Source organism: Tamlana sp. I1 (genome assembly GCF_015355625.1).
Taxonomy (GTDB): domain Bacteria; phylum Bacteroidota; class Bacteroidia; order Flavobacteriales; family Flavobacteriaceae; genus Pseudotamlana.
In genome coordinates, this window is the sequence record NZ_JACLAF010000005.1 from 80,250 (window position 1) to 99,521 (window position 19,272).

Sequence of the window (19,272 nt, forward strand, 5' to 3'; positions counted from 1 at the left end):
CAACAATGGAAAATCTAAAACAAGTTAAAAAAACGATTTCTCTAGATCAATACGGTATTAAAAATGCCAAGATTAATTATCAATTAGAACCCGAAGAGTTACAGGCCATTGCCATAGAAAAAGGTCAAGGTGTCGAAGCCGATTCGGGGGCATTGGCGATAAATACTGGTGAGTTTACGGGGCGTTCTCCTAAAGATCGCTTTATTGTTAAAGATGATGTTACTAAAGATCGGGTTTGGTGGGGAAACATAAATATTCCATTTGAACCAGAAAAATTTGATAAACTATACAATAAAGTAGTAAACTATCTTTCGAATAAAGAAGTTTTTGTGCGTGATAGTTATGCGTGCGCCGACGAAAATTACAAACTTAATATTCGCGTTATTAATGAATTTCCTTGGAGCAATCAGTTTGCATATAACATGTTTTTAAGGCCGACTGAAGATGAGTTAAAGCGTTTTAATCCAGAGTGGACCATTATAAATGCGCCAGGATTTATGGCAGATCCTGAAGAAGATGGCACTAGACAACATAATTTTGCGATTTTAGATTTTACAAAAAAGATTGCTTTAATTGGTGGAACAGGATACACTGGAGAAATTAAAAAAGGTATTTTTTCGGCATTAAATTTTATTCTGCCTGTATTTAAAAATACCATGCCCATGCATTGTAGTGCTAATGTTGGAGCAGATGGCGATACCGCAATTTTCTTCGGATTATCGGGTACAGGGAAAACAACACTTTCGACAGACCCTAATAGAAGTTTAATTGGCGATGATGAGCATGGTTGGACCAAAGAAAACACGATTTTTAATTTTGAAGGCGGATGTTATGCTAAGGTGATTAATCTTTCTAGAGATAACGAGCCCGAAATTTACGACGCGATTAAAAAAGGAGCTATTCTTGAAAATGTTATTTTAGATGCTGAAGGCAAAGTTGATTTTACAGATACTTCCATAACACAAAATACCCGAGTAAGTTATCCGATTCATCATATAGAAAATATTCAAGAGCCTTCAATAGGAAAGAATCCTAAAAATATATTCTTTTTAACGGCTGATGCTTTTGGGGTGATTCCGCCTATTTCAAAATTAACGCCAAGTCAAGCAGCTTATCATTTTATTTCGGGTTATACGGCTAAAGTAGCAGGAACCGAAGCGGGTGTGGTAGAACCTACGCCATCATTTTCAGCATGTTTTGGGGCGCCATTTATGCCTTTGCATCCTGCTAAATATGCCGAAATGTTAAGTGCAAAAATGACCGATGCTGGCGTAAATGTATGGTTGGTAAACACAGGTTGGACGGGTGGTCCTTATGGTGTTGGAACGCGTATGAAATTAAAATACACAAGAGCTATGATTAATGCCGTACTTAATGGCGATTTAGGATTGTATAATTACGACGATTATCACATTCACTCTGTTTTCGGAGTGGCGCAACCAAGAAGTTGTCCAGGCGTGCCAACCGAAGTTTTAAGTCCGCGAACCACATGGAATGATGATGAGGCCTATTACACAACAGCATTTAAATTAACCAATGCTTTTCGTGAAAACTTCAAAAAATTTGAAGCGCATTGTACCGAAGAAATTAGACGTGGCGGTCCGCAACGTTATGCATTTTAATGTCAATTCTAGTTTAAATTTTTGATAAAAGAAAAGCGGGATGATTTTTTAAAATCATCCCGCTTTTTTATGAATTAAAAGGTTTATATAATTATTTCCCTTTGTTTGCTTTTTCAATATATTTCTCTAAAGCCATAGTCATTGAAGGTGTTTCTGGCGTTGGTGCAGCAATATCCACACGTAAGCCTTTTTCTTCAACAGCCTTAATCGTTGTGTTTCCAAATACCGCAATACGGGTGTCGTTTTGTTTGAAATCTGGAAAGTTTTGAAATAATGATTCAATTCCTGAAGGACTAAAAAACACTAAAACATCGTAAGATACATTAGCCAAATCAGATAGATCACTCACTACTGTTTTGTAAAAAGTAGCCTGTTTCCAATCTACACCTAAAGTATTTAAAGTATCTGGTACTTCTGGTTTAACTTTGTCTGTGTTTGGCAATAAGAATTTTTCGTCTTTATACTTCTTAATCAAAGGCGATAATTCTGAAAATGTTCGTTTTCCAACATAAATTTTACGTTTTCTATACACTACATATTTCTGTAGATAATAGGCAACGGCTTCAGACTGACAAAAATATTTCATCGTGTCTGGAACTTTAAAGCGCATTTCGTCTGCAATTCTAAAAAAATGATCTACAGCGTTTCTACTTGTTAAAATAATAGCTGTGTAGTTTTTTAAATCAATTTTTTGTTGTCTAATTTCTTTAGCAGACACCCCTTCAACATGAATAAAAGGTCTAAAGTCGATTTTTACGCGTTGCTTTTGTTGTAAATCAAAATATGGAGAGTTCTCTATTTTAGGTTCCGGCTGAGATACTAAAATTGTTTTTACTTTCATAAGGGACTTTGGGTTTGTCTTTATTTTGAAACAAACACCTTGTACAATATTATGTAGGGTGCGATTTCAAGTGTGCAAAGATACAAAATAAAATAGAACAAGTTTGATTTTATTAAACTTTGATGTGTTTTAAATGAACTGATTAACCCAATAGCGTTTAGAATTAATAATAAAATAATGATACCGTAAATTACGGGTAACGTAGGTTGGAAGCTAAATAGTAGGAGTGTGTTTATGGGTAATAATAGCACACCTAAAAAGTTTTTAAACGTTATTTTTTGAAAAAGATAGTGGTCTGTAATTCTATCAATTTCAAAAATACTACCTATTAAACGCTCAATAAGTACTTTTATTAATGCAAAAACGGCCAAACAAATAATAAGCTTCAGCATGCCGTTTATGGGAATACTGTTTATATTATTTATTTGTCGGTATATAATTAGGCAAAATAAAGATAGCGAGACGGTTAGGTTGCCAAAAAGTAATGCGTCAAATTGATCGAAAAACTTTTGGTCTCTAGCATATATTTTAAGATAGCGGTCGTTCCCTAAAACGAGCATGAAGTCATGAAACCGTTTAGGAGCTATTATTTTAGCGGCAGCAACGATGGCTAATCCGATAAGAATTAGTATGGTAAATATTTCGTTTGAAACTATGTTACGAAGCATGGCATAAAATTATTATAAATTTTAGTTTTATACGGTATTATTAAGGAATATTTAAAAAAAATAATCGCTTAATAATGTACATTTGTCAAACCAAAAAAGGTTGCGATAAATTAGAAATATGCCTGATACTGTTGTTATTATTCCAACTTACAATGAGATTGAAAATATTGAAGCCATAATTAGGGCTGTATTTTCTCAATCAGATCATTTGCATATTCTTATTGTTGACGATAATTCGCCAGATTTAACAGGTTTAAAGGTTAAGGCATTGCAAGATGAATTTTCTGGGAAACTTTTTTTAGAAACGCGTCAAGAAAAATCGGGTTTAGGAACTGCCTATATTCACGGTTTTAAATGGTGTTTAAAAAGAAGTTATCAGTATATTTTTGAAATGGATGCCGATTTCTCGCATAATCCAAACGATATCATTAAACTGTATAATGCCTGTCATATAGATGGCGCCCATTTATCTATTGGCTCGCGCTATATTACAGGAGTAAATGTGGTGAATTGGCCAATGAGTCGTGTATTAATGTCTTATTTGGCATCAAAATACGTGCGTCTTATTACGGGCATGAACATCCAAGATACCACAGCGGGTTTTGTGTGTTATAAACGTGAGGTTTTAGAAACCATCGATTTAAATAAAATTAAATTTATAGGTTATGCGTTTCAGATTGAAATGAAATTTAAAGCCTATTTAAAGCAATTTAAAATCACAGAGGTGCCTGTTATTTTTACCGATAGAACACGCGGCGAATCTAAATTGAGTTCAAGCATTATTTCCGAAGCCATTTTTGGTGTTATATCCATGAAACTTAAAAGTCTATTTGAAAAGTAGAAGCATATGAAAGAGAAAACTACCCTTATTAAAAACGCTAAAATTATTAATGAAGGCAAAGTGTTTGCTGGCGACATATTAATTGAAGGCGAGTACATTAAACAAATTGACAGTTCTATTAGTCCGAAATCTTCCGAGGTTAATGTTATCGATGCCGAAGGAAAATATATTTTGCCAGGCGTTATAGACGATCAAGTACATTTTAGAGAACCGGGTTTAACCGAAAAAGCCGATATTGCTAGCGAATCTAAAGCAGCTATTGCGGGCGGTATCACTTCTTTTATAGAAATGCCGAATACTAATCCGCAAACCACAACCATTGAAAAATTAGAAGAAAAATTTGAAATTGCAGCACAAACATCTTCAGCAAATTATTCTTTTATGTTTGGTGGTACCAACGACAACTTAGATGAAGTTTTAAAGGTTGATAAAAAGAATGTTGCAGGATTAAAATTATTCTTAGGGTCTTCAACTGGAAATATGTTGGTTGACAATCCAGAGGTTTTAGAGAAAATTTTTAATAGTACCGATTTGCTTATTTCGGTGCACTGTGAAGATGAAGGGACCATTAAAGCAAATTTCAAAAAGTATCACGATGAGTACGGCGATGATATTCCTGTGAAATATCACCCTTTAATTAGAAGTGAAGAAGCTTGTTATATCTCCTCTTCAAAAGCCATTGAATTAGCTAAAAAAACGGGGGCAAGATTGCATATTTTTCATCTTTCAACAGGAAAAGAAACCAAATTGTTTTCTAATAAAATACCTTTAAAAGACAAGAAAATTACTGCCGAAGTTTGTATACATCACTTATGGTTTACAGACGAAGATTACGAAAATAAAGGCACGTTAATTAAATGGAATCCTGCGGTGAAAACTAAATCGGATCGCGAGGAATTATGGAAAGCTTTGTTGGATGGCAGAATAGATGTTATTGCAACAGACCATGCACCACATACTAAAGCCGAGAAAAACAACGTTTATACAAGCGCACCTTCAGGCGGGCCTTTGGTACAACACGCGTTACCTGCCATGTTGGAGATGCACCATAGAGGCAAAATTTCTTTGGAAAAAGTGGTTGAAAAAATGTGTCATAATCCAGCAATTTTGTTTCAAGTTGAAAAACGTGGTTATATTAAGGAAGGTTATTTTGCCGATTTAGTTTTGGTAGATTTAAATAATCCGTGGACCGTTAATAAAGACAATATATTATACAAATGTGGCTGGTCGCCATTTGAAGGGACAACCTTTAAATCGAGAATTACACATACTTTTTTAAATGGTAGTTTGGTGTATCAAAACTCGGAATTTAAAAATGTAAAAGCGGCAAAGCGATTAACTTTTAATAGATGATTTTAAAACGATATATACTGTGTTTAGTAATTTTAATGTCAGTCTTGGCTTGCAATAGATTTAATGGTCCAGACAAACCAGATAATTTAATTTCTAAAGACAAAATGGTTGATATTATGATTGATACGAAAATATTAATATCATCCAATTCTACCGATAAGCGTGTAATGCGGGATTCGAATCTCGATATGGATACCTATATTTTTAAGAAATATAATATTGATAGTTTGCAATTTGCATTAAGTAATGCTTATTATGCGTTTCATATTGAAGATTACGAAGAAATTTATACTAAAGCGATAGATAGCTTAGAAAAATTGAATATTGAGTTAAAAGCCATTCAGGCTGAAGAATGGAAAGCACAAACCAAAAAGGAGGAAGAGGCATTGCTTAAATCGAAATCTAGTGAAAAAGAGCTGGATTCGTTAACGCCAGCTGTTAGAAAAGATTCTATTAGAAATGCGAATGCTAAAAAGGATCTTGAGTCTAAAAAAAGTTTGCTTACCCCTAATTAGATTGTGTAAGGTATAAACGCCCAATTTCAGTGATAGATTTATCAATGGCTTTAAATTTGTAATTTAAGGCCATTTTTATTTTATCACTATTATAATTTGTTTCAGAATCTAAGCTTCGGGATACATACTTTGTTAGTTGGCGTTTTTTTCCAAAAAGTGTGTGTCTTAGCCAGTCCAATCGCCATGCAATATGGAGTAAGTTTTTATTGGCTAATTTTTTAGGAACTTTAGCATTTACAGCTTGTGCCAAGGCTTGAATAAAGGTTTTGTAGGTCAAATTTTCAGAAACCAAAACAAAGTTTTCATTCTTAATACTGCTATCGGTGAGTTGAATCATTATAGCTACCACATCTTCAACATCAACTAGAGCTACGGTTCCGGCGGTATAATATTTTAGTCCTTTGTGCGCTTTTTTAAATAAATTTCCTGTACCGTATGTCCAAATGCCTGCGCCTAATATCACGCCAGGGTTTACAATTACGGCATTTAAGCCTTCTTGTGTGCCTCGCCAAACTTCCATCTCGGCTCCATACTTTGTAATGGCATACAGATTATTATCTTCTTCTGGATTCCAAGCGGTTTCTTCATTAATAGGTGCATTGTTTAGTGTGCTTCCTAAAGTCGCAATCGAGCTTACATAGCAAAATTTTTCAACGGGATTAGTTATCGAAAAATTTACCATATTAGCGGTGCCTTCAATATTAGTTCTTCTTAAAAGTTGGTATTTATCTGGGTCAAAAGTTACTAATGCGGCGCAATGGTAAACTTGGGTAACGCCCTTAAACGCTTCAGTTAAAGAAGGAATATCTAAAATATCGGCTTTAACCCATTCAATAGCATTAAAGAGAGGTTTGTAATCTTCAGTATAACACGAAAACACACTTTTGGTGTGCTTCAGTTTGTTTTCATTGCGGTATAGCGCTCGAACTTCTTTTCCACTTGTGATAAGCTTGTAAAGTAAATGCGCACCCACTAAACCTGTTCCTCCTGTTACTAAAATCATGCAACTAAAGTAAAGAATTATTCATAATTGCTGCCTTATTATACATGTATTTTTATCTTTGCTAAGGTTTTTAAAATTGAGCTAAAATGATAAAGAATTTTGTTGAAGAATTAACGTGGAGAGGCATGATACAAGATAGTATGCCGGGAACCGAAGAACACTTATTAGAGGCGATGCGATTGGCGTACGTGGGGATTGACCCAACGGCCGATTCTTTGCATATTGGCCATTTGGTAGGGGTTATGGGATTGCGACATTTTCAGTTATCTGGGCACAAACCCGTAGCGCTGGTAGGTGGTGCTACAGGAATGATTGGCGATCCTTCGGGGAAATCTGCAGAGCGTAATTTGCTTAATGAAGAAACGCTTCAACACAATCAAAACGCCATAAAAGAACAATTATCACGATTTTTAGATTTTGATAGCGATGCTGAAAATGCTGCTGTTATGGTGAATAATTATGATTGGATGAAAGAGTTTTCATTTCTAGAGTTTATTCGTGATGTAGGCAAGCATATTACGGTTAACTATATGATGGCTAAAGATTCGGTTAAAAAACGTTTGTCTTCAGAGTCTGCTGTAGGGATGAGTTTTACCGAATTTACATACCAACTTGTTCAGGGTTACGATTTTTTACATTTATATCGCGATAAACAGTGTACCCTACAAATGGGCGGAAGCGACCAATGGGGAAACATCACTACAGGAACAGAACTAATTCGTCGCGTAGATTCAGGAAAAGGTTATGCCTTAACTTGGCCGTTAATTACAAAAGCCGATGGGACTAAATTTGGTAAAACCGAAGGCGGAAATATTTGGTTGGATTCCGAAAGAACCTCGCCGTATAAATTCTATCAATATTGGTTAAATACGAGTGATGTTGATGCTGAAAAATACATCAAAATTTTCACGTTTTTAACTAAAGAAACGATTGAATCTTTAATTGAAGAGCATAAAGAAGCACCACATTTACGTTTGTTACAAAAGCGTTTGGCTGAAGAAATTACCACGATGGTACACTCTAAAGATGAGTTAGATAATGCTATTAAAGCAAGTGAGATTTTATTTGGAAAATCTACGGGTGAAGATTTAAAAGCGCTTAACGAAAAAACGTTTTTAGATGTTTTTGATGGGGTGCCACTAACGCAAATTGCTCAATCGGAAGTTGAAAATGGATTGGATATTATTGCAGCTTTAGCCGAGCAAGGCGGTTTTTTAAAATCGAATGGTGAAGCGAGACGCGCTTTAAAAGAAAACTCGATTTCGGTAAATAAAGAAAAAGTAAAAGACGATTATAAAATTACTACAGCCGATTTAATTAATAATAAATTCGTGCTTTTACAACGCGGTAAGAAGAATTACTTTGTGTTGCAAGTGGTATAATTAAAAGGCCTCAGTATCTGAAACACGCTTTTTACAAGAATTACAGAACAAGAACGCCTGATTTTTTAAATCAGGCGTTCTCTTTTTAACCAATAAATATTAATTTTTCTTTTTCTAGCTGTTGTTTTAGTCGTAGATAATTTCTAAACCTTTCAAAGAGTTGGTTTTTTATAAAACCATAAGATTACAACCGCGAATATCCGAATTATCAAAACGGCCTATCACTTCAAAAGCACCGTTTATATTAACACGTCCCAAATCTTGAGTGGCAATAAACGAACAGGAATTAATGTTCACTAAATCGATAATATTTATGCCACCTGCTTTTCCTGGTTTCTGTATGCTAAGTGCGTCTTCGGTGTCTCGTGTTAGTATTTTCATCCATGGCGGACACTCAAAAATACCGTTTCCAGTGGAGTAGGCCTGACTTAGTAGTTCCGTCATGCCGTATTCGCTATGAATGTGTTCAACACCAAAACCTTGTTTTAAAATAGAATGTAACTCGCCTCGAATCAGTTCTTTGCGTTTGCCTTTCATACCACCAGTTTCCATGATGATGGTGTTTTTTAGTTGAAATTGAAACGATTCAACCAAATCTAGCAAGGCAAAAGAAACACCAATTAACAATATTTTTTTGCCTTCAGCATCTAGCTTTATTAAGTGGTCTTTTAATTCCGAAAGGTTGTTTAAGTAAAAACCGCTTTCAGGATGTTTTGATGTTTTTATCATGGCATCAACCATGTGAATTAGCGAGGAACCTTGTCGTTCTAGATAGGAAGGCAGTAAACCTAAAATAACATAGTCTTCAATTTTTCCGTAAAAGTGTTCGAACCCTTTGGTAAAACTTTGGTTGTAAATATTGATGTCAGTTACATGATGTTTGCTCGTTTCATTTCCTGTAGTTCCAGAACTTGTAAACGTGGTTTGAATTTTATCTTTAGAGCTTAAAATATCACGAGTTTTAAAAAACTGAATAGGCAGAAAAGGAATGGCTTCTACAGTTTTTATCTCGCTAGGATGTTTGTATAGTAAGTCGCAAAACGAGCGATACACCCTGTTGTTTTCAAATTGAAATTTAAAAACCTGTAAGGCTAAATCTTCAAATTCAGATTTGGTTTTTATGTCGAAAATGGAATTTGTGTCAATCATACCTTGATAAAGCACAAAAGTATGTAAAATAAAAAAGCGCTGCTAGTAGTAATTTTTTAATTGCAAAGAGAAACTTATTTAACAACCAGCTTTCTGGTTTCGCTACTCTTGTTTTCGGTAATTCTTAGTAAGTAAACCCCTTTAGAAAGCTGAGAAATGTTTAATTGTTTGCCTGTTATTTTTGTTGAAAATAATCGCTTACCTAAAACATTATAAAACTCGATGGTTTTAGTAGCATTTTCTTTAGAAATGATGTTTACAAATGTATTTTGACTGCTAACAGGATTGGGATAAATAGTTAAATTTTCTATTTTTTCTTCCATAAAGTTTGTTGTACCTTTATTTTGAGCGCCTATATATTGGCTTGTAAATAAGGTGATTGAAAGAAATAAATAGAAAATGTAATTTTTTTTCATTTGTTTTGTTTACTAAAAAATAAAGATAAAACAAAACCATCAAATTTAATGCCATAAAACTGTTAAACATTGCCGTTTTTGGTCGAAACATTAAATTCATGTAAGTGTATTGTTATGTTAATGTTATTAAATATTATTAATTTAATTAAGTTGTGTTATTAGTTTTATCTTTACTTCAATAAACGTTGTAAAAACAATGAAAAAGAAGGATATTAAAATTTTACTGGTTGATGATGAGCCAGATATTTTAGAAATAGTGGGCTACAATTTAACGGCCGAAGGTTACCAAGTAATCACTGCCGAAAATGGCCAAGAAGCAGTTAAAAAGGCTAAAAAAGAGTTACCTCACTTAATTATTTTGGATGTGATGATGCCTGAAATGGATGGTATTGAAGCATGTGAAATAATTCGTAAAAACCCAGATTTAAAAAACACCATCGTAACATTTTTAACCGCTAGAGGCGAGGATTATTCGCAAGTTGCAGGGTTCGATGCTGGTGCCGATGATTATATCACAAAGCCAATTAAACCAAAGGTTTTAGTTAGCAAGGTGAAAGCACTTTTAAGACGTTTTAAAGAGGAAGATGTTGCCGATACTATGAAAATTGGGAATTTAGTTATTAATCGTGATGAATATAAAATTGTTTCTAAAGGTGTAGAAATTGTATTGCCTAGAAAGGAGTTTGAGTTACTTTCATTATTAGCTTCAAAACCAGGAAAAGTGTTTAAAAGAGATGAGATTTTAGATGCGGTTTGGGGTAACGAAGTGGTTGTTGGAGGACGAACTATCGATGTTCATATTAGAAAATTACGTGAAAAATTAGGCGACGACAGTTTTAAAACAATAAAAGGAGTAGGCTATAAGTTTGTAGATTAATGCAGTCTAAATTTAAAAAATCATACCGTTTTGCGTTAAGAACGTCGCTTTTTATAACCCTATATACAACACTCGTAATGGGTGTTTTTTTATACTATCTATACGGCTTACAATGGCATTGGTTAGTTTTGTTTGCTGTTTTTGTGTTTTTGTTCTCTTTTGTTATTATTCAAATTAGTGTAGAGCGCTTCATTTATAAACGTGTTAAAAAAATATACGACGACTTAACACTTTTAGAATCTGCAAGTTTAACAAAAGGTCCTATTACGACTAACATGCAAACCCTTACCGAAGATATTGATAGGTTTGCTAGAGATAAAAAGATTGAAATCGAAACCCTAAAAGTGAGAGAAGAATACCGAAAAGAATTTATTGGTAATGTGTCTCACGAATTAAAAACGCCATTATTTACCGTTCAGGGTTACATTTTAACTTTATTAGATGGCGCTATTGAAGATAAAGTCATACGCGATAAATATTTAGAACGTGCTAGCAAAGGCATCGAGCGACTGGGTTATATTGTGAAGGATTTAGATATGATTACCAAATTAGAGGTTGGTGATTTAAGCTTGCAAATTGAAAAATTCGATATCGTCGAGTTGGTTAAGCAGGTGTTTGATATGTTGGAAATGAAAGCGCATAAAAAACGCATTACCCTCACTTTTGATCGTATTTATGCTCAGCCTGTTTATGTGAAAGCTGATAAAGAACGTGTTCAACAAGTTTTAGCCAACCTAATTGTCAACTCTATAAAATATGGAAGCCTAAAAGGGACCACCGAAATTAGTGTTGAAAACCTAATAAAAAATAAAATTATTATTCGAGTAACCGATAACGGTGAAGGCATTGCGCAAGCACATTTACCTAGGCTGTTCGAGCGTTTTTATCGAGTTGATAAAAGTGGTTCTAGAAGAGAAGGTGGTTCAGGTTTAGGTTTATCTATCGTGAAACATATTATTGAAGCACATCACGAAAAGATTTATGTTGAAAGTGAGTTTGGTGTGGGTAGCGAATTTTCATTCACATTAGAAAAGGCTGAATAACTCTGTGTAATCAGGTGTGAAATCAAATGCCTTTAAGCCTTCATAAGCAACAACGTCATTTAGTTTTTCTAAAGTAAAATCATCTTGTTTGCAGGTGGGCACCATGCTCATTTCCCAAAGTCTATGGGCTAAATATTCTTGTTCAAATTGCCCTGGCGTTGGAATAAAGTATGCTTTTTTATTCAACTTCGCTAAATCCATCACGGTAGTGTACCCAGATCTTGAAATAATTAAGGCACTCTCGTTAATGGTTTTTTCTAATTCTTTGGAAGTCATGAAATTATAAACACTAAGATTTTCAGAAACCTTTTTGCTTTGTTGTTCTTCCATTAAACCTCTAACAAGAACAACTTTTCCCTTATAGTTTTTAAAACTGTCTAAAAGTTTTTCTTCCAAAAGTGTGCGTTGGGGTTCTGGGCCAGATATTAAAGCCAAAATATTGTTTTTAATATCGAGTTCTTCCGTGTTAAATCGGCTTAAAGGACCAATGTATTTGGTGGGAATATCAAAAGTTTTTACATGCCCTAATTTTCCGCTTAAATTGGGTTCGCCTGGTACATCGGGAACCCAGCACATATTAAATTTTTGTATAAATTTTTGATGCATTTTGGTACTTAACCACGAAGTGCTTCCGCTTAAAACATACAATTGATGTGTTATAAAAACAGATGGTACTTTTTTATTTCGAACCCCCATTCGGTTGTCTGAGATAATTCCAGCAATATCATGTTCCTCTAAAATTTTTGCAATAGCTTTTTTTTCAGCTTTAATCGCTTTTAATAATTTAGGGGAATCTTTAAGAAGTTTCAGCTTAAAATGTTTCCCTTTTTTTGCATAAGTCACATTATATGCGGGTAATTCGATTGAAGATAAGGTTGGGAATTCCTTTTGTAATAAGGCTAAAGCAGCGCCATCACTAGCTATTATTGGAATAAAACCTTCGGTTATTAAAGCGTTTATAATAGGAATACATCGGGTAGCATGCCCAAGTCCCCAATTTAAAGGGGCTACTAAAATTTGCTTCTTCATATCGTGATTTACCAAGATTGTAGTTAATTTTTACACGTGCTTAAATATGTGTAAAGATTTTAATAAAATCAAAGATAAGTGTATTAATGCTCATGTATATTTCCTTAATTTTACCAAATCTATTTTAAACACTAATTAATTGTTAATTCGTTGTTTTAAAATAGCTTATCTCGGTCTTGTTTTTATGTTTGAAACAGTCGTGAAATTAAATAATTATAAATAGTAAACAGAGTTGGGAAGTAAAAATAAACTTAGACGATTTAGAGAAAACGAAACATTTTCAAACGTAATTCAACCAAGTAGAGACGAGCTTGTAGGTTCTAAATTCAAATTAAAAGGCCACTGGCGTACCGAAGTTTTTAAAAATGACAATCCGTTAGTTTTAGAATTAGGTTGCGGAAAAGGAGAGTATTCCGTTGCTCTGGCTCAAAAATATCCAAATAAAAATTTTATTGGTGTCGATATAAAAGGGGCTCGTTTTTGGCGTGGTGCTAAAACCGCTATTGAAGAAAATATTCCTAATGTAGCTTTTTTACGCACACAAATTGAATTGATTGATCACGCTTTCGCAGAAGGTGAAGTTGATGAAATTTGGATTACTTTTCCAGACCCACAAATTAAATATAAGCGCACTAAACACCGTATGACGAATGCACAGTTTTTAGAACGCTATAAAAAAATATTAAAACCTGATGGTGTTGTAAACCTAAAAACGGATAGCGAATTTATGCATGGTTATACTTTGGGTTTATTACATGGCGCAGGACATGAAGTGCTTTATGCAAACCATAACGTGTACAAGCAAGAGGGGAGCCCAGAAGAGGTAACCGCTATTCAAACGTTTTACGAGTCGCAGTATTTAGAACAAAACAAACCGATTACCTACATTAAGTTTAAAATTAAATAACTGTGGAGATAACCATTGTCTTTTTATTAGGGTTTGTTTTCGCATTTCTAGGCGTTATTCCTCCAGGTTTGTTAAATATGACGGCTGCAAAAATTAGCCTAAAAGAAGGTCATGTGCGTGGTCTCATGTTTTCAATTGGCGCCTGTGCCGTGGTTGTAGCACAAACCTACTTAGCGGCTATTTTTGCTAGTTATTTAAGTCAGCACCCAGAGGTAGTCGATGTCTTGCGTCGCGTTGCTGTAGTTATATTTATTTTAATTACCATTTACTTTTTATTTATTGCAAAGTCTAAGCAACCTAAACAAGTTGAGCCTAAAATTAGAAGCAAGCACAGCCGCTTTTTTCAAGGTATTTTATTGTCTGCATTAAATGTGTTCCCGATTCCTTATCAGGGATATATCACGATTATGTTAGCGTCTTATGGATGGATGACTTTTGAAAGACTAGACATTATTTCTTATGTAGCCGGATCTGTTATGGGGACTTTTGTGGTGTTATATTTGTATGTTTTCTTTTTTGAAAAAATACACAGCAAAACCCTAACCTCTCAAAAAAACATGAATCGTATTATTGGGGGGATTACGTTAATTATCGCTATTATCACCTTAATAAACATCATTTTTAAAGACTAAATGAAGCCGGAAACACTTAATTTTTTTGATAAAGTTTATGGTGTGGTAAAGCAAATTCCGTATGGTCGAGTAACCAGTTACGGCGCTATTGCGAAATATTTAGGCGCTGCAAGAAGTGCCAGGATGGTTGGCTATGCCATGAATAATGCGCATGGCAAAGACGTGCCTGCGCACCGTGTTGTAAACCGTAAAGGTTTACTAACGGGGAAGCATCATTTTGAGGGTACAAACTTAATGCAACAGCTTCTTGAAAATGAAGGTGTCTTGGTTTTAGAGAACCAAATTCAGAATTTTGAAACCGTATTTTGGGATCCTTCGATAGCATTACAAAAGTTTTAGCTCGATTTTAAATTCGGTGTGATAGTAAGCGGTTTTTTCTTCCTAGCCGAAAGATTCAAAATCTTATCTAGTAAATTAATTTCGTTCTTAAAGAGCGTTTTTTTCAGCTCCTGCATTTCGCTTTCCATTTGCTTTTTAATAATCTTTTTAAGATCGCTAGTAAACGCTAAATTGAAGGACTTTTTGTATAAATAAATGTGGTTTGCAAGTATTATTTCATCATCGGCAATACAAATTGAAACTTGGTTTTTTTCATCTAATAAATAATATTCATCAGAAATAGGAGAAATTAATTTTTTAATGGCTTTATCTTCCGAATAATTCTTTATAATATCAATTATGAATTTACAATCCTCGCGCGTAGCCTCACTGTCAAAGTTAAACATCTTAAACATAATTAGTCATATTAAAATTCGTGAAATTATGTAGGTGTCTTAGGTCTTAAAGCCTATTTTGGTAATAATTACGCCAAAATGCGATTGGGATCATTTGGCAATTTGTAGTCATTACACTAATTTGATCATTACCAATATACAAAATTCTAGAAACAAGTGTGTTATGGCTTCGTTAAAATCACGATAACTAAGATGAACGTACTTTATCATCCTTGAAATTATTAAATTGGGGTTTTTTATGCCTTCAAATTATTAATTTATTACAGGTTTGGTATGTTTTAAACACTTTATTTTCTTCTGAATAAATGAAGTATAACATAAAATAGACTAGCGCTACATCCTTAAATGAAAGTTAATTATAAACAAAACTTCTATAGAGTAACTTCCATGTTACAGCTTTATTAATTATCTTTGTCTTTAGATTTAATTTGAATAAATGAAGCTGAATAAGAAAGATATTTTAAACGCTCTTGAAAGCATTACAGTTCCTGGTGAAGGACAAAATATGGTAGAAAGCGGAGCGGTTAAAAACGTAGTTGTTTTTGGTGATGAAGTAGTGGTAGAAATCACTATTAAAAACCCAAGTTTACAAGCTAAAAAACGTACTGAAGTTGATATTTTAAAAACCATCCACGAGCAGGTTTACGAAAAAGCAAAAATTACAGTTAATGTAAAAGTTGATGCTCCCGAAAAATCAAAACCTAATGTAATAAAAGGTAAAGCGGTTCCTGGAATTAAAAATATAGTGGCTGTAGCCTCTGGAAAAGGCGGCGTAGGGAAATCTACGGTAACTGCAAATTTAGCCGTTTCCTTAGCAAAAATGGGCTTTAAAGTTGGTGTTTTAGATGCCGATATTTATGGGCCATCAATTCCAATCATGTTCGATGTGGTTGCCGAAAAACCTTTAGCGGTTACCATTGAAGGGAAATCTAAAATGAAACCAATCGAGAATTACGGCGTAAAAGTCTTATCTATTGGGTTTTTTACACAGCCAAATCAAGCGGTAGTTTGGAGAGGGCCTATGGCTGCCAAAGCCTTAAATCAAATGATTTTTGATGCACATTGGGGCGAATTGGATTTCTTATTACTAGATCTTCCTCCTGGAACTGGCGATATTCACTTAAGTATCATGCAATCGCTACCTATAACAGGGGCTGTTATTGTAAGTACGCCTCAAAATGTGGCTTTAGCCGATGCTAGAAAAGGTGTGGCTATGTTTCAGCAAGAAAGTATAAACGTGCCTGTTATTGGATTAATCGAAAATATGGCTTATTTTACGCCTGCTGAATTGCCTGATAACAAGTATTTTATATTTGGAAAAGAAGGCGCTAAAAACTTAGCTTTAGATTTACATGTGCCATTTTTAGGCGAAATACCTTTAGTGCAAAGTATTAGAGAAGCGGGTGATTTTGGTCGTCCGGCAGCTTTACAAACAGGAACTCCGTTAGAAAAAGCTTTTGAGAAATTAACTCAAAATGTGGTTCAAGAAGTGGTGAAAAGAAATGATGATTTACCGCCTACAGAAGCTATTAAAATTACAACAATGGCTGGTTGTGCAGCGGTTAAAAAATAAGATATGACATCAGAAGAATTAAAAATAAACGTTGAAAAAGCCCTTGAGGAAATTCGCCCTTTTTTACAAAGTGATGGCGGCGATATTTCATTGTTATCTATTGAAGATGATAATGTGGTAAAAGTACAGTTAAAAGGAGCTTGCGTAGGTTGTAGTGTGAATCAAATGACACTAAAATCTGGTGTTGAAATGACTATTAAAAAATATGCACCTCAAATTGAGCAAGTTATTAATGTTGAAGAATAATTTAGATGAACTATTAAAGTTTTAATTAAATTATTGTTTCAATGCAAAAGGTTTCAAAAAAATATAGAATTTTAAAAATCTGATATTTTTTTGAAACTTTTTTCAATTTATACCGTAAAACAGCATAAAATATAGACACTTCACTTAAATTTGTGTCTCGAATAAAGATCTGCTTTTTAAGCGAACAAAAATCAAGTAATGGAAGATATTAATATCAAAATCACAGATAGAGACGGTGTAACTCACGAAATTGTAGCACCAACAGATATGGGCATGAATCTTATGGAAGTGGTAAGATCGTACGAGCTTGCTCCAGAAGGAACTATCGGTGTTTGCGGCGGAATGGCTATGTGTGCCTCATGTCAATGTTATGTGATTAGTGACACGGTTTTGCCAGACATGGGCGATGATGAAGAAGCGATGCTATCTGAAGCTTTTGATGTTAAAGACAATAGCCGTTTAGGATGCCAAATACAAATGACTCCCGATATGGAAGGTCTTGAAGTAGAATTGGCTCCAGAGAGTTAATTGGTTTTGTAATCAATAAGTTTACGAGGGCCTTCTAAGAGTACGCGTACTATTTGTAATGTACCATCTTCTTTCGTGGCAATTAGCCATTTAATTAAGGAAATCGCACCATTTTCTATTTCTAAACCTGTAATACTTCGTGGGTGCACGCAGCATCCATCATTAAAATAAGCAATTTCGCCAGGATTAGGAAAGCGTGGTCTGTGAGTATGTCCTACAATAGTAAATAAATTATTGTTGTTAATAATCCATTTTTTTGTTCGACGTTCTATTTTAATAAGTTCCTTGTAGTTTTTTGCAGGACTTGTAGGGTCTGAGATCCCCATAATATTTAAAGGTTTCCATAGAATACGTACTAAAAACCGACTCCATTTCCAGAATAAAAAATTCCAAGAATCGGCTTGATGGCCGTGTGTTAAAAATAGTTCTTGCCCACTAGTTTTATGTTTTAATACAAGGCCTTCATGGTATTTGAGGTCTTTAAATAAAGGGACTTCTTCTCCTGTTTGATGATCGAAATAAGTAGACAAATGCTTTTTTACATATTCATCATCTCTGTACACCATGTCGTGGTTGCCCCAAATCATATGCAATTTGTTGTTTACATGAAACACCTTTAAAAGCAAATAGATGTTTTTATGAGCGTTAAAAATCGACTCAAAAGATAGGTTCTCCCAAAGTTCATCACCGTCACCAAGCTCACAATAAGCAAAACCTTCTTTTAGATAGTGTTTTAAAGCATGAAAGTAAATGTTACGGTTGTTCGCAAAATCGTCGGCAAAACTATTATCGCCACGATGGCAATCACTAAAGAGTATAAACTTACAGCTATCATCAAAATCAATGATTTTAGCATTTTTATAAGCTTGATCGAGTCGTTTTGTAGATGAAAACATAATAGCGTAAATGTAAACAAAAAAAGCCCCTTTTTAAAGGAGCTTTTTAATGCTTAAACAAAATATAAGTATATTCTTATTTTGTAGTAATAACGATGTTTGGATCAACTCTTTTAAGTGAATCAGAAAGTTTTTTTACAGCTGCTTCAACTTCTTTTTGGTGTCCCATAAAAGTTTTAGATCCAGATACTTCTTTCCCCATAACTTTGTATGTGTAAGATACAACAACAGTTTCGTCATCTTTAGGAATTACATCCGATCCTTCTTCTTTAGATGAAGCATGGCTGCTAGATGTAGATGCGCTTTCAGTAGCTACAACATCTTCTTCAGTAACTTCAATTACTTCAGTATCATCTGCAGTGTCATCAGCATCAACTTCTTCTACAATAACCTCTTCAACAATAACATCTTCTGTTGGAGTAGCATCAGATTCTTTTGCTTTGTCTTTACAAGATGTGAAAGAGATAAGTAAGGCAACCATAGCTAAAGTGCTTAAAATTGATTTTTTCATGAATGTTTGATTTTTAGTGTTAATTGATTATTAGTTAAGTACGAATTTAACAACTTTTTGATAGATTTTACTCTGTTGTTAAAATTTTTAATGATTTTGAGGTGAAATGACTATTTATATAGGAGTTTACGTGTTTTTTATTCCTTTTTTTATGAAAAAACACGATTTTCATATTTAAAATTAGTAGTCATACTGTTTTAAAGAATAAATTAAAATGGTATTTAATTTTCAATTTTATCAACTTCTTTTTTTACTTTTTTAGAAGCATCATCTATAGCCTCTTCAGTTGCATCGGCTGCATTTTCAATGGCTTCTCCGGTAGCATCTGCGGCGTTTTCTAGAGCTTCACCTGTAGCATCAACAGCGTCTTCAACGGCTTTTCCTGCTTTGTCAGCTGTGTTTTCAATGGCTTCTTCAACAGAGTCTGCTTTTTTACTATCTCTACATGATGTAAAGCCGAAACTTAAAATGACCATAGCCAAGGCACTTAATACTAAATTTTTCAT

23 protein-coding genes are annotated in these 19,272 nt (G+C 34.1%); 13 read left to right on the forward strand and 10 right to left on the reverse strand.

All coding sequences use genetic code 11. The features are described from left to right. Positions 1 to 5: 5 nt before the first annotated feature. On the forward strand, positions 6 to 1,622 hold the full coding sequence (gene pckA, locus H6X70_RS05555) for a phosphoenolpyruvate carboxykinase (ATP) (protein ID WP_194766676.1): 1,617 nt from the start codon (positions 6 to 8) through the stop codon (positions 1,620 to 1,622). Between the two features lie 91 nt (positions 1,623 to 1,713). Here the strand turns inward: pckA and H6X70_RS05560 are convergent, their stop codons facing one another. Both H6X70_RS05560 and H6X70_RS05565 read right to left on the reverse strand, forming a co-directional pair. Further along, entirely contained in the window at positions 1,714 to 2,463 is a 750-nt protein-coding gene (locus tag H6X70_RS05560) for a uroporphyrinogen-III synthase (RefSeq protein ID WP_194766677.1), read from the reverse strand. Positions 2,464 to 2,483: 20 nt separating this feature from the next. Continuing rightward, positions 2,484 to 3,131 carry a DUF4271 domain-containing protein gene (locus H6X70_RS05565; RefSeq protein ID WP_194766678.1) on the reverse strand — a complete coding sequence of 216 codons (648 nt, stop codon included), beginning with the start codon at positions 3,129 to 3,131 and terminating at the stop codon, positions 2,484 to 2,486. A 118-nt stretch (positions 3,132 to 3,249) separates the two neighbouring features. Here H6X70_RS05565 and H6X70_RS05570 point away from each other — a divergent pair, with 118 nt between their 5' ends. From H6X70_RS05570 to H6X70_RS05580, 3 genes are read left to right on the forward strand one after another with little or no spacing between them, the layout of a single operon-like run. Beyond that, positions 3,250 to 3,972, forward strand: a complete 723-nt coding sequence (locus H6X70_RS05570; RefSeq protein ID WP_194766679.1) for a polyprenol monophosphomannose synthase — start codon at positions 3,250 to 3,252, stop codon at positions 3,970 to 3,972. A gap of 6 nt (positions 3,973 to 3,978) precedes the next feature. Continuing rightward, a complete protein-coding gene (locus H6X70_RS05575) occupies positions 3,979 to 5,325 on the forward strand; it encodes a dihydroorotase (RefSeq protein ID WP_194766680.1) in 1,347 nt (448 codons plus the stop codon). Between the two features lie 44 nt (positions 5,326 to 5,369). Further along, on the forward strand, positions 5,370 to 5,840 hold the full coding sequence (locus H6X70_RS05580; protein ID WP_194766681.1) for a DUF4296 domain-containing protein: 471 nt from the start codon (positions 5,370 to 5,372) through the stop codon (positions 5,838 to 5,840). On the opposite strand, the gene H6X70_RS05585 is transcribed toward H6X70_RS05580, so the two are convergent. Continuing rightward, positions 5,833 to 6,843 (reverse strand): NAD-dependent epimerase/dehydratase family protein, encoded by a 1,011-nt coding sequence (locus tag H6X70_RS05585; protein ID WP_194766682.1) that lies wholly within the window; start codon positions 6,841 to 6,843, stop codon positions 5,833 to 5,835. The genes H6X70_RS05580 and H6X70_RS05585 overlap by 8 nt on opposite strands. 86 nt (positions 6,844 to 6,929) lie before the next feature. Here H6X70_RS05585 and tyrS point away from each other — a divergent pair, with 86 nt between their 5' ends. Next, positions 6,930 to 8,225: a tyrosine--tRNA ligase gene (gene tyrS / locus H6X70_RS05590; protein ID WP_194766683.1), complete on the forward strand. Its 1,296-nt coding sequence runs from the start codon at positions 6,930 to 6,932 to the stop codon at positions 8,223 to 8,225. A gap of 168 nt (positions 8,226 to 8,393) precedes the next feature. On the opposite strand, the gene H6X70_RS05595 is transcribed toward tyrS, so the two are convergent. Continuing rightward, entirely contained in the window at positions 8,394 to 9,374 is a 981-nt protein-coding gene (locus H6X70_RS05595) for an acyl transferase (protein WP_194766684.1), read from the reverse strand. A gap of 74 nt (positions 9,375 to 9,448) precedes the next feature. Then, positions 9,449 to 9,790 carry a T9SS type A sorting domain-containing protein gene (locus tag H6X70_RS05600; protein WP_194766685.1) on the reverse strand — a complete coding sequence of 114 codons (342 nt, stop codon included), beginning with the start codon at positions 9,788 to 9,790 and terminating at the stop codon, positions 9,449 to 9,451. Between the two features lie 196 nt (positions 9,791 to 9,986). Here H6X70_RS05600 and H6X70_RS05605 point away from each other — a divergent pair, with 196 nt between their 5' ends. Further along, the gene (locus H6X70_RS05605; protein ID WP_194766686.1) at positions 9,987 to 10,667 is read left to right on the forward strand and encodes a response regulator transcription factor; all 681 of its coding nucleotides are present in this window, start codon (positions 9,987 to 9,989) and stop codon (positions 10,665 to 10,667) included. Continuing rightward, positions 10,667 to 11,710 carry a sensor histidine kinase gene (locus tag H6X70_RS05610; protein WP_194766687.1) on the forward strand — a complete coding sequence of 348 codons (1,044 nt, stop codon included), beginning with the start codon at positions 10,667 to 10,669 and terminating at the stop codon, positions 11,708 to 11,710. The genes H6X70_RS05605 and H6X70_RS05610 overlap by 1 nt, the downstream gene beginning before the upstream one ends. Here the strand turns inward: H6X70_RS05610 and H6X70_RS05615 are convergent. Beyond that, positions 11,693 to 12,739: a glycosyltransferase gene (locus H6X70_RS05615; protein ID WP_194766688.1), complete on the reverse strand. Its 1,047-nt coding sequence runs from the start codon at positions 12,737 to 12,739 to the stop codon at positions 11,693 to 11,695. The genes H6X70_RS05610 and H6X70_RS05615 overlap by 18 nt on opposite strands. 232 nt (positions 12,740 to 12,971) lie before the next feature. On the opposite strand from H6X70_RS05615, the gene trmB reads away from it, so the two are divergent. From trmB to H6X70_RS05630, 3 genes are read left to right on the forward strand one after another with little or no spacing between them, the layout of a single operon-like run. Further along, positions 12,972 to 13,646: a tRNA (guanosine(46)-N7)-methyltransferase TrmB gene (gene trmB / locus H6X70_RS05620; RefSeq protein ID WP_194766689.1), complete on the forward strand. Its 675-nt coding sequence runs from the start codon at positions 12,972 to 12,974 to the stop codon at positions 13,644 to 13,646. A 2-nt stretch (positions 13,647 to 13,648) separates the two neighbouring features. Further along, positions 13,649 to 14,278, forward strand: a complete 630-nt coding sequence (locus H6X70_RS05625; protein WP_194766690.1) for a LysE family translocator — start codon at positions 13,649 to 13,651, stop codon at positions 14,276 to 14,278. After that, positions 14,279 to 14,617: an MGMT family protein gene (locus tag H6X70_RS05630; protein WP_194766691.1), complete on the forward strand. Its 339-nt coding sequence runs from the start codon at positions 14,279 to 14,281 to the stop codon at positions 14,615 to 14,617. On the opposite strand, the gene H6X70_RS05635 is transcribed toward H6X70_RS05630, so the two are convergent. Next, entirely contained in the window at positions 14,614 to 15,003 is a 390-nt protein-coding gene (locus H6X70_RS05635; RefSeq protein ID WP_194766692.1) for a hypothetical protein, read from the reverse strand. The genes H6X70_RS05630 and H6X70_RS05635 overlap by 4 nt on opposite strands. A gap of 445 nt (positions 15,004 to 15,448) precedes the next feature. Here H6X70_RS05635 and H6X70_RS05640 point away from each other — a divergent pair, with 445 nt between their 5' ends. The 3 genes from H6X70_RS05640 (at position 15,449) to H6X70_RS05650 (ending at position 17,359) form a co-directional block, all read left to right on the forward strand. Then, positions 15,449 to 16,585, forward strand: coding sequence for an Mrp/NBP35 family ATP-binding protein (locus tag H6X70_RS05640; RefSeq protein ID WP_194766693.1), 1,137 nt, complete (start codon positions 15,449 to 15,451; stop codon positions 16,583 to 16,585). 3 nt (positions 16,586 to 16,588) lie between these two features. After that, positions 16,589 to 16,831, forward strand: a complete 243-nt coding sequence (locus H6X70_RS05645; RefSeq protein WP_194766694.1) for a NifU family protein — start codon at positions 16,589 to 16,591, stop codon at positions 16,829 to 16,831. A gap of 198 nt (positions 16,832 to 17,029) precedes the next feature. Beyond that, a complete protein-coding gene (locus H6X70_RS05650; protein ID WP_194766695.1) occupies positions 17,030 to 17,359 on the forward strand; it encodes a 2Fe-2S iron-sulfur cluster-binding protein in 330 nt (109 codons plus the stop codon). Here H6X70_RS05650 and H6X70_RS05655 read toward each other — a convergent pair. From H6X70_RS05655 to H6X70_RS05665, 3 genes are all read right to left on the reverse strand, one after another. After that, positions 17,356 to 18,255, reverse strand: coding sequence for a metallophosphoesterase family protein (locus tag H6X70_RS05655; RefSeq protein ID WP_194766696.1), 900 nt, complete (start codon positions 18,253 to 18,255; stop codon positions 17,356 to 17,358). The two genes, H6X70_RS05650 and H6X70_RS05655, sit on opposite strands and share 4 nt — an antisense overlap. A 76-nt stretch (positions 18,256 to 18,331) precedes the next feature. Further along, positions 18,332 to 18,766 carry a hypothetical protein gene (locus H6X70_RS05660; RefSeq protein WP_194766697.1) on the reverse strand — a complete coding sequence of 145 codons (435 nt, stop codon included), beginning with the start codon at positions 18,764 to 18,766 and terminating at the stop codon, positions 18,332 to 18,334. A 221-nt stretch (positions 18,767 to 18,987) separates the two neighbouring features. Next, complete coding sequence (locus H6X70_RS05665) at positions 18,988 to 19,272, reverse strand: hypothetical protein (protein WP_194766698.1); 285 nt, start codon at positions 19,270 to 19,272, stop codon at positions 18,988 to 18,990.